The sequence below is a fragment of the Mycobacterium sp. NGS35 genome (assembly GCF_059812855.1).
On the sequence record NZ_JCALDL010000003.1, the window covers coordinates 94,918 to 107,779 of the forward strand.

Annotated in this window: 15 protein-coding genes; 9 read left to right on the plus strand and 6 right to left on the minus strand. The window is 66.6% G+C overall.

The features are described 5' to 3' along the window. The first annotated feature begins 14 nt into the window (after positions 1–14). On the plus strand, positions 15–791 hold the full coding sequence (gene pstB / locus AC5Y4C_RS07860) for a phosphate ABC transporter ATP-binding protein PstB (RefSeq protein WP_499961581.1): 777 nt from the start codon (positions 15–17) through the stop codon (positions 789–791). A gap of 64 nt (positions 792–855) precedes the next feature. Here the strand turns inward: pstB and phoU are convergent, their stop codons facing one another. From phoU to AC5Y4C_RS07880, 4 genes are all read right to left on the minus strand, one after another. Then, the gene (phoU, locus tag AC5Y4C_RS07865) at positions 856–1,530 is read right to left on the minus strand and encodes a phosphate signaling complex protein PhoU (RefSeq protein WP_499906843.1); all 675 of its coding nucleotides are present in this window, start codon (positions 1,528–1,530) and stop codon (positions 856–858) included. Positions 1,531–1,597: 67 nt separating this feature from the next. Continuing rightward, positions 1,598–3,592: an LCP family protein gene (locus tag AC5Y4C_RS07870; RefSeq protein WP_499906841.1), complete on the minus strand. Its 1,995-nt coding sequence runs from the start codon at positions 3,590–3,592 to the stop codon at positions 1,598–1,600. A 193-nt stretch (positions 3,593–3,785) separates the two neighbouring features. Continuing rightward, positions 3,786–4,946 (minus strand): tRNA dihydrouridine synthase DusB, encoded by a 1,161-nt coding sequence (dusB, locus tag AC5Y4C_RS07875; RefSeq protein WP_499961582.1) that lies wholly within the window; start codon positions 4,944–4,946, stop codon positions 3,786–3,788. 20 nt (positions 4,947–4,966) lie between these two features. Beyond that, positions 4,967–5,965: an acyl-ACP desaturase gene (locus AC5Y4C_RS07880; protein ID WP_499906837.1), complete on the minus strand. Its 999-nt coding sequence runs from the start codon at positions 5,963–5,965 to the stop codon at positions 4,967–4,969. A gap of 215 nt (positions 5,966–6,180) precedes the next feature. Here AC5Y4C_RS07880 and AC5Y4C_RS07885 point away from each other — a divergent pair, with 215 nt between their 5' ends. After that, positions 6,181–6,603 (plus strand): PASTA domain-containing protein, encoded by a 423-nt coding sequence (locus tag AC5Y4C_RS07885; RefSeq protein ID WP_499906835.1) that lies wholly within the window; start codon positions 6,181–6,183, stop codon positions 6,601–6,603. A 4-nt stretch (positions 6,604–6,607) separates the two neighbouring features. Here AC5Y4C_RS07885 and AC5Y4C_RS07890 read toward each other — a convergent pair whose 3' ends face one another. After that, positions 6,608–7,240, minus strand: a complete 633-nt coding sequence (locus AC5Y4C_RS07890; protein ID WP_499906833.1) for a TetR/AcrR family transcriptional regulator — start codon at positions 7,238–7,240, stop codon at positions 6,608–6,610. 74 nt (positions 7,241–7,314) lie between these two features. Between AC5Y4C_RS07890 and AC5Y4C_RS07895 the strand changes: the two genes are divergently transcribed. Both AC5Y4C_RS07895 and AC5Y4C_RS07900 read left to right on the plus strand, forming a co-directional pair. Continuing rightward, positions 7,315–8,325 carry an oxygenase MpaB family protein gene (locus AC5Y4C_RS07895; RefSeq protein ID WP_499961584.1) on the plus strand — a complete coding sequence of 337 codons (1,011 nt, stop codon included), beginning with the start codon at positions 7,315–7,317 and terminating at the stop codon, positions 8,323–8,325. Between the two features lie 29 nt (positions 8,326–8,354). After that, positions 8,355–9,512, plus strand: a complete 1,158-nt coding sequence (locus AC5Y4C_RS07900; protein WP_499961585.1) for a serine/threonine-protein kinase — start codon at positions 8,355–8,357, stop codon at positions 9,510–9,512. 92 nt (positions 9,513–9,604) lie between these two features. Here the strand turns inward: AC5Y4C_RS07900 and AC5Y4C_RS07905 are convergent, their stop codons facing one another. Then, complete coding sequence (locus AC5Y4C_RS07905; protein ID WP_499914012.1) at positions 9,605–9,991, minus strand: hypothetical protein; 387 nt, start codon at positions 9,989–9,991, stop codon at positions 9,605–9,607. Positions 9,992–10,509: 518 nt separating this feature from the next. Between AC5Y4C_RS07905 and AC5Y4C_RS07910 the strand changes: the two genes are divergently transcribed. From AC5Y4C_RS07910 to AC5Y4C_RS07930, 5 genes are all read left to right on the plus strand, one after another. Beyond that, a complete protein-coding gene (locus AC5Y4C_RS07910) occupies positions 10,510–10,830 on the plus strand; it encodes a hypothetical protein (RefSeq protein ID WP_500008167.1) in 321 nt (106 codons plus the stop codon). Positions 10,831–10,965: 135 nt separating this feature from the next. Further along, positions 10,966–11,802: a tyrosine-type recombinase/integrase gene (locus AC5Y4C_RS07915; RefSeq protein WP_500008169.1), complete on the plus strand. Its 837-nt coding sequence runs from the start codon at positions 10,966–10,968 to the stop codon at positions 11,800–11,802. 25 nt (positions 11,803–11,827) lie between these two features. Continuing rightward, positions 11,828–12,145 carry a DUF732 domain-containing protein gene (locus tag AC5Y4C_RS07920; protein WP_500008171.1) on the plus strand — a complete coding sequence of 106 codons (318 nt, stop codon included), beginning with the start codon at positions 11,828–11,830 and terminating at the stop codon, positions 12,143–12,145. A gap of 11 nt (positions 12,146–12,156) precedes the next feature. Beyond that, a complete protein-coding gene (locus AC5Y4C_RS07925; protein WP_500008172.1) occupies positions 12,157–12,642 on the plus strand; it encodes an Rv1352/Rv1906c domain-containing protein in 486 nt (161 codons plus the stop codon). Between the two features lie 3 nt (positions 12,643–12,645). Then, positions 12,646–12,852, plus strand: a complete 207-nt coding sequence (locus AC5Y4C_RS07930) for a hypothetical protein (protein ID WP_500008174.1) — start codon at positions 12,646–12,648, stop codon at positions 12,850–12,852. Positions 12,853–12,862: the final 10 nt, after the last annotated feature.

Sequence of the window (12,862 nt, forward strand, 5' to 3'; positions counted from 1 at the left end):
GGACGGCACCGGCCATGGCCAAGCGTCTGGACCTCAAGGACGTCAACATCTACTACGGCGAGTTCCACGCCGTCGCTGACGTCTCGCTGTCGGTGCCGCCGCGCAGCGTCACCGCGTTCATCGGTCCGTCGGGCTGCGGCAAGTCGACGGTGTTGCGCACGCTCAACCGCATGCACGAGGTCATCCCCGGCGCCCGTGTCGAGGGCTCGGTGCTCCTCGACGGCGAGGACATCTACGGCCCCGGCGTCGACCCGGTCGGTGTGCGCAAGACCATTGGCATGGTCTTTCAACGCCCAAATCCGTTCCCTACCATGTCGATTCGCGACAATGTGGTGGCCGGGCTGAAGCTCCAGGGTGTGCGCAACCGCAAGACGCTGGACGAGGTCGCCGAACGTTCGCTCAAGGGGGCGAACCTGTGGAACGAGGTGAAGGACCGCCTCGACAAGCCCGGCGGTTCATTGTCGGGCGGTCAGCAGCAGCGCCTGTGCATTGCGCGGGCGATCGCGGTGCAGCCCGACGTGCTGCTGATGGACGAGCCGTGCTCGGCGCTGGACCCCATCTCCACGCTGGCCATCGAGGACCTGATCGCCGAGTTGAAGCTGGATTTCACGATCGTGATCGTGACGCACAACATGCAGCAGGCGGCACGGGTGAGCGATCAGACGGCGTTTTTCAACCTCGAGGCCGCCGGAAAGCCGGGCCGGCTCATCGAGCTCGACGACACCGAGAAGATCTTCTCCAATCCGAGCCAGAAGGCGACGGAGGACTACATCTCCGGCCGCTTCGGCTGACCGCATGCGTTGAGTGTGCGTTCAGGGCGCTGAAGTGCGAGAGGTCCGCGTCCTCAACGCACACTCAATGTTGGGTCCCGGTGGGCAAACCGTCCTCTTCCGGCAGCTTGCCGGTGGCCTGGAAGATCACACGCCGGCCGATTTCGACTGCGTGGTCGGCGAACCGCTCGTAGAACCGGCCCAGCAGCGTCACGTCCACCGCGGCGGCCACGCCGTGCTTCCACTCGCGGTCCATCAGCACGCTGAACAGATGACGGTGCAGGTCGTCCATCGCGTCGTCTTCTTCGCGTAGCCGGGCGGCCTTCTCCGGATCGCGCGACGCCACCACCTCTTGTGCGGCGTTACCCAATTCGACTGCGACACGGCCCATTTCGGCGAAGTAGCCGTTGACTTCCTCCGGCAGTGCATGCTGCGGATGGCGACGGCGAGCGATCTTGGCGACGTGCAGCGCGAGCGCGCCCATGCGGTCGACGTCAGCAACCATCTGAATGGAGCTGACGATCGCCCGCAAATCGCCGGCGACCGGGGCCTGCAGCGCTAACAGCACGAAAGCGGCCTCCTCGGCCCGCACGCTCAAGGCGCTGATCTGGTCGTGGTCGTCGATGACTTGTTCGGCCAGCACCAGATCGGCCTGCAGCAGCGCCTGGGTCGCACGTTCCATCGCGACACCGGCCATCCCGCACATCTCACCGAGTTGCGCGGTCAGTGCGTCGAGCTGCTCGTGGTAGGCCGTGCGCATGTTCCCACCCTACGTTCTGACATCTGTCGCGGTCACGAGCCGCGCATGAACACGCGGTGAACGGCCGTTACCGCTCGCAGCGGATATCGGCGGCGTTGGTGACGCTCAGGTCCTCGGGCAGCGGGGTGGGCGTGGTGTGGGCGTTGTGCGTCAGGTGCACCTGTACCGAGGACCCACTGGGCGGCGGCGCATTGACAGCGTTGAAGTCGTTGCCCAGCACCACCTGCACGACGTTGCCCATTCCCGTCTTCCGTTCCATCTGCGGGTGGGGGAACGCCGCGGCGACGGTGGCAGCCGCCTCTTCGTTGCCCGGCGAGAAGAACACCGTGGTGGACTCTAGCGAGCTGGGATAGTCGTCGGGGCTGAGGACTCGAAAACCGTGCTGCTCCAATTCATTTGCCGCGGTCGCGGCGAGCCCGTCTTGACCGGTGGAGTTGGAGACGTGCACGGTGACGCGTTGCGGCTCGGTGGTCACTGCGTCGACGAGCTCGCCGGTGTCGCGTGGGGCGGCTGCGGCCGGTGGGCTGCTGCTGGCGAGAACGGAGCTCGACCCACCGGTGGGGCCGGAGGTGGGGGTGGTGGTCTCGTTCTGGTTGTTCTCGCCCGGCAGCGGGTCGTCGTTGATGATCGCGTCGAACAGCGCGCGGTTGTCCTCGGTGCGCAGCGGTTCGTTGCCCTCGGAGTCGGTCTGGCCCGTCGGCACCGTGAGGAACGTGATCCGGCCGGCGGAGATGCCCTGGATCGACTGGCCGAGGTCGACGAGGTCCTTGGTCTGGACGTTGTCGACGTAGCTGTCGTTGATGAACGTGTTGACGACGTCGTTGAGCTTGTTGAGGTTGAAGAACACGTCGTTGGAGATCAGCGACCGCAGCAGCGACGACAGGAACAGCTGCTGGCGCTTGATGCGGCCGTAGTCGCCGTTGCTCTCGGTGGTGACCTGCCGCGCGCGGACGTAGTTCAGCGCGGTGCGGCCGTCAACGGTCTGCCACCCGGCCTTGGGCAGTACCGTGCCCAGCTCGTAGTCCTCCAGCGGGGTGGTGCTGCACACCTTCACGCCGCCGAGCGCGTCGACCATCTTCGCGAAGCCCGCGAAGTCGATCGCCATGAACCGGTTGATCGACAACCCCGAGAGCTTCTGGATCACCTTCACCAGGCACTTCGGCCCGCCGAACGAGTACGCCGAGTTCAGTTTGGTCTCGGTGTAGACCTGTCGCGGCCCGTATGTGCCGGACTGTTCGTCGTAGACGGGCCCGTACTTGCCGGTCTGCGGATCCCAGGCATCGCACAGCGTCGGCTTGATCGCGAGGTCACGCGGAAACGACACGGCCACAACGCGTTTGCGGCTGGCCGGGATGTTGACCAGCATCACCGTGTCCGAGCGGGCGCCGCCTGCCTCTTCGGTGTCGCCGGCGCCCATGTTGGCGTTCTCGCCGAACCGGCTGTCGACGCCGACGATGAGGAAGTTCTCGTCGCCGTACTGGGCGTTGGGGTCGACGACGTCGTGCGAGTTGGGGTCCAGCGCCGAGATCAGGTTGAGCCGGTTGTCCTTGGAGGTGCTCCAGTGCCAGGCCGCTCCCGTCATCGCCAGCGCGGCGACGGACAGGATGGCGGCAGCAGCGCGGCCGGCCGTGGCCGCGGGTCGGCGGCGCCTTTTTCTGCGGTTCGGCTGCTCGGCGACAGCGTCGTCGTCTACTCGCGGCAGGACCACCGTGGCACGGGGTGGCCGCGCGACGGCGAGATCAGGGATCTCGGACGGCGGGACGGCCGGGATGGTCGCGGTGACCGCATCCTGCTCGTCGGGTGGTTGGGATCGGGGCTCGTCGCCGGCGCGGCGCCGCGACGTCCGCCGGCCGTTCGTCGTCGCGCCCACCTTGGCGAGAAGCTCGGCGACGGGCACGCCGTCGGCGTGGTTGCCGCTCGGCGCCTCGGATTTCAGAATTCCCGCGCGTTCCCACGGCGCGGCTAACGTCGCGGGCCGCGGAGTTCGGGTAAGCCAGTGACTGTCGTCGGAGCCGCCGGAACCGGGAGTGGCATCAGGAAAGATCCTGTCGCCATCACTCATGTGTTACCGGCCTCCGACCTACGAAATGGGTACAGCTTGGGCGCTACCGCGTGCTCACGGTGCGCGACGTATCTACACGCAGCACTATGTCTTGTAGCAGGCAAAGCCTTGCATCCGCCACCTGAGCGGGACGCAGCCCGGGCCTTATCGTACTGAGGCATGCTGAGCGCTGCGATTTCGGAACCGTCTCGGTTCAGCCTCCAGAGTGCATAAGCTCCGCGCCGGCCGGCACCGCGCAGTCGTCGGGATCCGACAGCCAGTTGTGCGGCAGCGCCACGGACGCCGGTGAGCCCTGCCGGCCGCGGGGTCCGGTCGCAGCGGCCGGGAACGGGACGTCGGGGTCCAGCTGCGCGAGCAGGCTGTCGAGCTCGGCGAGCGTCTTCACCAGGGCCAGCGCCCGCCTGAGCTCGGCGCCGGCCGGGAATCCGTGCAGGTACCAGGCGATGTGCTTGCGGATGTCGCGCATGCCCTTGTCTTCGCCGAAGTGAGCGGCCAGCAGCTCGCCGTGCCTCCGGATGATCTGCGCGACCTCGCCCAGCGTGGGCGGCGTCGGCGCCGTAGCGCCGGTCAGCGCGGCCGAGAGCTCCGCGAACAGCCATGGCCGGCCCAGGCAGCCGCGGCCGATCACCACGCCGTCGCAGCCCGTGGTGGCCATCATCGCGACGGCGTCGTCGGCGTCGAAGATGTCGCCGTTGCCCAGCACCGGGACCGAGCGGACGTGCTCCTTGAGCGCGGCGATCTGGCTCCAGTCGGCGGTGCCCGAGTACCGCTGGGCGGCCGTGCGGGCGTGCAGTGCCACGGCGGCGGCGCCTTCCTGCTCGGCGATCCGGCCGGCATCGAGATGCGTGGGGTGTGCGTCGTCGATCCCGATCCGGAACTTGACCGTCACGGGGATTCCGGCGTGTTCGGTGGCCCGCACCGCGGCGCCGACGATCCGCCCGAACAGCCGGCGCTTGAACGGCAGCGCGGCGCCGCCGCCGCGTCGGGTGACCTTGGGCACCGGGCAGCCGAAGTTCATGTCGATGTGGTCGGCCAGGCCCTCGTCGGCGATCATCCGCGCCGCCGCGAACGTGGTATCCGGGTCCACGCTGTACAGCTGCAGTGACCGCGGCTGTTCGTCGGGGGCGAACGTGATCATGTGCATGGTCGCCGGATGGCGTTCGACGAGCGCGCGGGCCGTCACCATCTCGCAGACGTAGAGCCCGCTGACGGTGCCCGCGCGGGCGATCTCCTGCTCGCGGCACAGCGTTCGGAAGGCGACATTGGTGACCCCGGCCATCGGCGCCAGCACCACCGGGCTGCGCAACGCGATGGGCCCGATCCGCAACGCCGCCGCGGGCGCTGGATGCTTCACGCCCTGCACTGGGCCATGCACTAGCCCCGAGCCGACGCCAGGACCCGCTTGGCGGTCAGCTTCTCGGCCCGGCGAGCCTCGCGCTCGAGCCGCCGGCGCTTGGACTCCTCGAACTTCTCGCAGGCCTCTTCCAGCTCCTCGACCAGCACACCGAGGTCGTCGCGCAGCTTGGCCGCCTCGCCGGTGAAGTCCTCGCGCTCGAAGATCCGCCACTTCTTGAGCACCGGCATCACGACGTCGTCGAGGTGCACGCGCGGGTCGTACACGCCGCCGACCGCGATGATCACGGCCTTGCGGCGGAACTCCGGCACGGTGTAGCCGGGCATCTTGAAGTTGCGCAGCACCCGGTGCAGCGACTTCATCGCCTGGTTCGGCGCGATCTCCAGACCGGCCTCGGACACGTCGCGGTAGAAGATCATGTGCAGGTTCTCGTCGGCCGAAACCCGTTGCAGCAGTTGGTCGGCGACGGTCTCGTTGCAGGCCTTGCCGGTGTTGCGGTGCGAGATGCGGGTGGCCAGCTCCTGGAACGTCACGTAGATGACGGAGTCGAAGAGGCTCTCGGCGAACAGGTCACCCTGCTGGTTCTGGCCCGGGCTGAACCCGCGGGTCATCTGCTCGACGCGAAGCTTCTCCAGCTCTACCGGGTCGACCGCGCGGGTGACGACGAGGTAGTCGCGCAGCGCGATGCCGTGCCGGTTCTCCTCGGCTGTCCAGCGGTTCACCCAGGTGCCCCAGGCGCCGTCCATGCCGAAGTTCATCGCGATCTCGCGGTGATACGACGGCAGGTTGTCCTCGGTCAGCAGGTTCTGGACCATCGCCACCTGGGCGACGTCTGACAGCTTGGCTTCCTCGGGATCCCAGTCGTGCCCGCCGAGCGCGTAGTAGTTCTTGCCGTCCGACCACGGGATGTAGTCGTGCGGGTTCCACTCTTTCGACATCGCCAGGTGACGGTTGAGAAGCTTCTCGACCACCGGCTCCAGCTCGTGCAGAAGGTGCAAGTCGGTGAGGTCTTGCGGCATGGGCGCTTTGTCCTCCTCGCGTCCGGGAGACCCTCCCAGTTATCTGTACCTATTGGTTGCACGCAATATATCTGTGTACGCCGGTGACATTCAAGCCACCGCGCCGTTCGGGGTAATGCGCGGCAGGGCGGCGGGCGATAATATCCGCGTGGGGCGTCTGCCCTGATGAGGCTGAATAAATCCCGCCGCAAGACGAATACCGGAGGTCGCCAGACGTGAGGAACCTCATTGTTGTCGGTGTAGGCGCCGTGGGGGTCGCCGGTGTGGCGATGGCCTTGCTGGGCCAGGGCCTGGCGAGCGCGGACACACTCAGCGACGTCACGGGTAAGTACTACGGGCAGGCCAAGGAAGTGCTGTCGCAGGCGGGGCTGACGCCGATCGTGGCGACGAGGGTGGGGGACAAAGCCGACGAAGACAAGTGCGTGATCGACCGAATCCAGCACGCCAACTTCGTCAACGGCACCGGCACCGCCGCGGAGAACACGGTGTACGTCTACCTCAACTGCTACGCGAATGTGGCGTCTCCGCAGCAGCCGGGCTACTCGCGGCAGTCGCAGCTCGGCCGGGCCGCGTATGAGGCCCAGCAACAGCAGCAGGCGCAGTCCGAGCAGAACGTCACCGCCGAGAACCAGCGCTAGACGCTCAGGTTGCCGACGAACGCTCCAGATAACTGGCCCGGCTCAGCAGCATCGCGACGCAGTAGTCGATGAACTGTTCGCGCGTGGCGGTCAGCCGGCCGTCCAAGTAAGCGGTGAAAAGAGCGGTCAGCGCGCCGATCAGCCCCGTCGCGACCATGTTCTGCAGCGCCGGATCGCTGATCGTGGTGAGCTTGCGCTGCAGCAGCTCGATGAAGCTGGGCATCCATTCCGCGCCGGAGCGCACGAGAACCGGCTCGACCTCGGGGGCCAGCAGCAGTACCCGGCCGCGGACCGGGTCGTCGACCATCAGCGCGACGAACCGCTCGACCGCTTCACGCGGGGTGGTGGCTGACATCAACGTCGCCATCGCACGCGCGCACACGTCGTCGTAGACGGCCCGCACGAATTGGTCTCTGTCCGAGAAGCTTTCGTAGAAATAGCGTTCGGTTAGCCCGGCTTCGCGGCACACCGCCCGCACGGTGAGTGCGGGTCCGTCGGCGCGGCCGAGCAACGTGACGCCCGCCGCCACGAGCTCGCCGCGGCGCAGCGCCTGGCGGTCCTCGATCGGCACACCCGACCAGCGGCCGCGCCTATCGCTCTTCGCGGGAACACGGGTCCCTCGTTGACCGGTCGGCACGGCTCTCCTAGACTCCACGATTGACAACGCACGTAGTCAGTTTTGGCTCCGGCCCTGATGGGGACTCGTCACCAGTGACTCAACATACGTCTGATGCTCGCGCGCTGACCAGCGAACCGGTTGCCGCCGGCTGTCCGGTGACCTCTGGCGGTTACGACGCGCCACCCGAACCGTTGGGTCCCGACTCGCTGACGTGGAAGTACTTCGGCGACTGGCGCGGCATGCTTCAGGGGCCGTGGGCCGGCTCGATGCAGAACATGCACCCGCAACTCGGCGCGGCCGTCGAGCAGCATTCGACCTTCCCACGGGAGCCGTGGCCCCGAGTGCTGCGGTCGCTGTACCCGATCGGCGGCGTGGTGTTCGACGGCGACCGCGCGCCGCTCACCGGCGCCCAGGTACGCGACTATCACACCGACATCAAGGGCGTCGACGCGAAAGGCCGCCGCTATCACGCGCTGAACCCTGACGTCTTCTACTGGGCGCACGCCACGTTCTTCATGGGCACCATCCACGTGGCCGAGCGGTTCTGTGGCGGCATCACCGAAGACGAGAAGCGCCAGCTGTTCGACGAGCACGTCACCTGGTACCGGATGTATGGCATGAGCATGCGTCCGGTGCCCAAGACGTGGGAGGAGTTCCAGGAGTACTGGGACTACATGTGCCGCGAGGTGCTGGAGGACAACAAGGCGACGCGGGACGTGCTCGACCTGGCGCACTATCCCAAACCTTGGTTCGCGAAATGGATTCCGGACTTCTTGTTCACTCCGCTACAGCGCCACGTCGTCGCGCCGTTCATGGTGTGGCTGTGCGTGGGGCTGTACGACCAGCCGGTGCGTGACTTGCTGGGCTTCAGCTGGTCAGCCCGCGACGAATGGCTGCACCGGCGGTTCGGCGAACTTGTGCGGGTGGTGTTCTCGTTGCTGCCGCCGCGTCTGCGCAAGCACCCGCGGGCCCGGGGGGGCCTGGACCGCGCGGCGGGGCGGATACCGGCGGACGCACCATTGCCAGAAACGCCGGCGCGCAACCTGCCGCCGCTCGACGAGCGGCACAAGCCCACCCACTACTGCCCAGTCGCCGGGGTTTAGCCGGGCACCGTCCGGTTAACGTAGCCAGGGTGAAGGCCCCCGAGTTGCTCGGTGGCCGCTACGAGCTTCGTGGCGTGCTGGGTCGTGGCGGTATGGCGGAGGTCCGCGACGGCTGGGACACACGATTGGCCCGGCCGGTGGCGATCAAGCTGCTGCACCCCGCGATCGACGCGCAGGCGGACAATCGCCGCCGGTTCGAAGCCGAGGCGCGTGCGGCCGCTGCACTGGATTGCGCACACATCGTCGCCGTGCACGATACGGGCGAGCACAATGGCGTCCCGTTCATCGTCATGGAGCGGCTGACCGGGGAATCGTTGCACGACAAGATCGTGCGCGGCCCGCTGCCGCAGCCGCTGGTGTGCGCTGTGCTCGACGACGTGCTCGCTGCGCTGTCCGCCGCGCACGATGCGGGCATTCTGCATCGCGACATCAAGCCCGCCAACATCTTGTTCACTTCCTCGGGCGAGGCGAAGGTCAGCGACTTCGGGATCGCGAAGACGGCGGGAAGCACCAACTTCACGGCAGCCGGCCAAGTGTTCGGCACGATGGCGTACCTCAGCCCCGACCGGGTGCTCGGCAGGCCGGCCACCGCCGCTGACGACGTCTATGCCGTGGGCGTGGTGGGATACGAGGCGCTGACGGGCCGCCGGCCGTTCATGCAGGAGAACATCGCAGCGCTGGCGCAAGCGATTCTGCATGAGCAGCCGCCACCGCTGTTGATGCTGCGTCCGGACGTGAGCCCGGCGCTAGCCGCGGTGATCGAGCGGGCTATGGCGCGCGATCCGGCTCTGCGCTTCCCGAACGCGCGGGCGATGCGTGCTGCGCTCAACGGCCAGCCGCCCATGCCGGCTGGCCGCCCGGGTACTCGGGTGATGACGACGCCGGTGCCCGTGGCGATACCTCCGCCGATGCCGACAGTCGGACCTCCGAGCCGACGGGGGCTGCTGCTGGTGCTCGGTTTGGTGTTCGCCGCTCTGGTACTCGGTGTGATTTTGCTCGCAGTGGACTCGGGCGGAACGCCGCAGCCCCAGCCCGTCACCACCAGCACGACGGTGCCGTCGCCACCGCCGCCGAGCACTCCTGCGATGACGTCGCCGCCGTCGTCGATCGTGCTTCCGCCCGTGCCGCCGAAGGTGCCGCCAGGGCACAACAAGCCGGGCAAGAAGGGCAATAGCGAGGGCGACTAGACGGCTGCGCGGACACTAATCGTGAGCTTCAAAAGCGTTGTCGGAGAACCTGATTCGTCGGCTCAGGATCGACGGCGACAACCCGATGCGTTTTACTTCGTGGACGAGGAGGTTCCCGCGGTCGAATTCGCAGACGACCCGGTGCCGGTTGACGGTGTCTTGGCGCCGGTCACGCTGCTCGACGTTGCGGTCTGCGAGCTCGGGGCGATGTCGATTCCGGTGTATTGCTTGATGGTTTGGGCGAACGCGTTCTGATATCCCTGGACCGTGTCGGCCGGGAAATTCGCCCAGTTGTTGATGGTCTTCGGCACGAACTTCGCGTAGTTATTGGGCGTGTCCAGCCAGAAGGGTCCGTCTCCTGTGAAGCACGGCTCGTGGCTGCCGTCGTCGCAGGTGGCGGACGCGGGTGCAGCAAGTGCGAAGCCTAGGCTGGCGAACCCGGCCACAGCGGCAGCGGTCAAGGTGACGCGAATCTTCATCGTGTTCCTTCGGGAACTTTCGGCGCCCTCGAGCGACGGCGCCGAGTGTTACGGCCTTGGTGGCTGCCCGCGACCTCATCGTGACGGACATCGAGGAGTTTATCGCGTCTCGGCGGATCCGCCACCGCTTTCAGGAGTTTCCCAGCAAATCGCATTAGCCAGGGACCGTCCGTCGAACCAAGGCCTTCGCAGCGTGCGGCAAACGCCTGGACTCTTCAGTGCCCCCACTAGGACTCGAACCTAGGACCTGCGGATTACTAGACCGATTCATCGCCGCAGACTTTCGGAAGTTGGCCGTCTCGAGCCGTCGAGGGTCGCCGCATGAAGTCGCCGGGTGAAGCGATCGAGAAGTGCGCGACCGTCGACCCAATCAACGATGCCCGGTGCTCAAGCACTGCAACGCACTTCTGTCGGCATTGCAAACGATGGTTCTGCGGTCGGCATAAGCGGCTTCGCTGGGCGCATCGGCAAGGCTGCAACCTGGCGCAATACACGGCTTCGCGGCGGAGATCGGGCTGATGGGCAAAGACAGCCGGCATGTGGTGACCGCGCGCAGGTTGTTCGCCGACAAAGGCGACACGGACAGTGCCACACAGCTGCTTGAAAGCCAAGCGTTCACTGGCCTACTCCGGGAGCTGGCGGATACGGCTGCGCGTTGGGAGCGGGAAGCTGCCCAGGATCGCAGTGATGCGGCTGACTTTCGGCGTGGCGAGAACTTGCCGGACGGGATCGGCGATGACGGTGTTTCGGCCCTGACGGCGTGGGTTATGTGCCGCGCGGAGGTCGCTGAGCATCATGCGCGCTGGCTTCGCGGCGCCGTCTCATTTTGGCTTGGCTGAGCTGACGTTTCGGACGGAGCGATGGGTTTTGTCCGAAACATTCTTGACTGACGGTGACGTAAGTTTGCGGGCGCAAACGAGAAGGTGGTTCACTGCTGCCTCGGTCGGGGCAAATATAGATTTGCTGAGGGGGCAATGGTGCCTGATCCGGTAGTGCAGGAATGGATGCTGTGGCAGCTGGCCGGGAAACTCTCACCGGTCACAGTCGGTGAGCGCGTGCGTGTTATCGAGCAATTCGCCGAAGAGCAGCACGTGTCACCGCTGGCCGCCCAGGCCATCGACGTGGTGCGCTGGCTGAGCCGCCACACCGAATGGTCGGCGGCGACTGCCGCCACCTACAACAGCTACCTGCGGGCCTGGTTCAAATGGCTGACGATCGTCGGATACCGCACCGACAACCCGATGGTGAAGGTCGCGCCGCCACGGTATCCCGATCGCGTTCCGCGGCCGGTGTCCGATGACGACCTGGTGCGACTGCTGCTGACGCCGATGCACCACCGCACCCGCGTCATGATTCTGCTCGCGGCGCTGGCCGGTCTGCGGGTTTCAGAAATCGCGCGGGTGCGCGGCGAACATGTCGATGTCCTCGGCCCGCGGCTGTATGTGGAAGGCAAGGGCGGGTCGGTAAATTGGCTGCCGCTGCATCCGCTGCTGGTCGAGGTGGCCGAAACCATGCCGCGGCGCGGCTGGTGGTTCCCGGCCAACAGCCGCCGGCTCGGGGACCATGTTCACGGCAAGAGTGTGTCGGACATCATCGGGCAGGCGATGCGGCGGGCTGGCGCTCGCGGGACACCACATTCGTTGCGGCACTGGACTGGGACGACGCTGCTCGAAGACGGTGCCGATTTGCGAACCGTGCAGGAGCTGCTGCGACACAAGTCTGTGGCGACAACGCAGATCTACACGAAAGTCCCCGATATGCGCCGCCACGATGCCATTGGTCGTCTCGATCCATTCCGAGGCGCTGCCTGAGTGTTAGCTGTTACGCTTCGCCAACATGGGGACCAAGGGGTGGACTACCGGAATCGCCGCATCAGTAGCTGTGTTTGCTGTCTTCGGGGCGGGTGTCGCGCACGCTGATCCGGACGGCGACTATCTGGCGATCATGGGCAACACGCCGGGCGTGATCGGCGGCCCGGTCAACAACGCCATCTACGTCTCGCAGGGGCACCGTGCCTGTGATCTGCTGCGGTCGGGGGTTTCGCACGACGACACGGTGAACCAGCTGGTGGTGCCGGTGTATGTGCAGCCGTGGTTGGCGCGGGCGATGGTCGACGCCGCGCAGACGGCGCTGTGCCCTGACACCAAGCGCTGAGTTTCCGCGCGATGGATTCGTTCAGCGACGTGGTTGCGCGGATTCCGGTGTGGGCACGGATCGGCGCCGTCGTGATCGCGGTGCTGATGCTGGTGGGCGCGGTCAGAAGCTGCTCGCAGCATCAGGATTCCGGCGCCGCGCCGACGCCGACGACGAGCCGGGCATCTTCTGCTGGTCCCACCGAGACGAAACCGCGCGGCTGCGGCAATATCGGCCCGACGTGCGATGCCGTCCCGAAAGCTGATGGCATCTACCGCGTCTCCGGCGGCGGTGTGCTGAGCACCGGCATCATGGCGGGTTGGATCGAAACGGCTGGGCCGCGACCCGGGAGCCGCGGCTGCACCTGGGCGCGGCTGTCGGGGCCGACGTTGACGATCGAGAACACGATCGACACCGGCAAGATCGTCGACATTTCGCAAGGCCCTCTGCGGGTGCGCATCGACCCTAGTGACTACGCGTTCGCCAGCTACGGTTGCCAGCCGTGGCATAAAGTGTGACCCGTGGCCAGGGCGCAACGTAACGGCGTGTGCGAGGTGTGTGGCGGCAAGATCCGCCTCTACTCGGTGGCCGACACCCACAGCGACGCGACGATCTCACGCTGGGCGCATCTGGACCGCGCCGATTGGATCGACAATCCACACGATCCGCAGCCGACCGACGAATCACTCGCAGCGGCAGGCCTAGTCACCGACGCCGATCACACATAACGCGATGTAA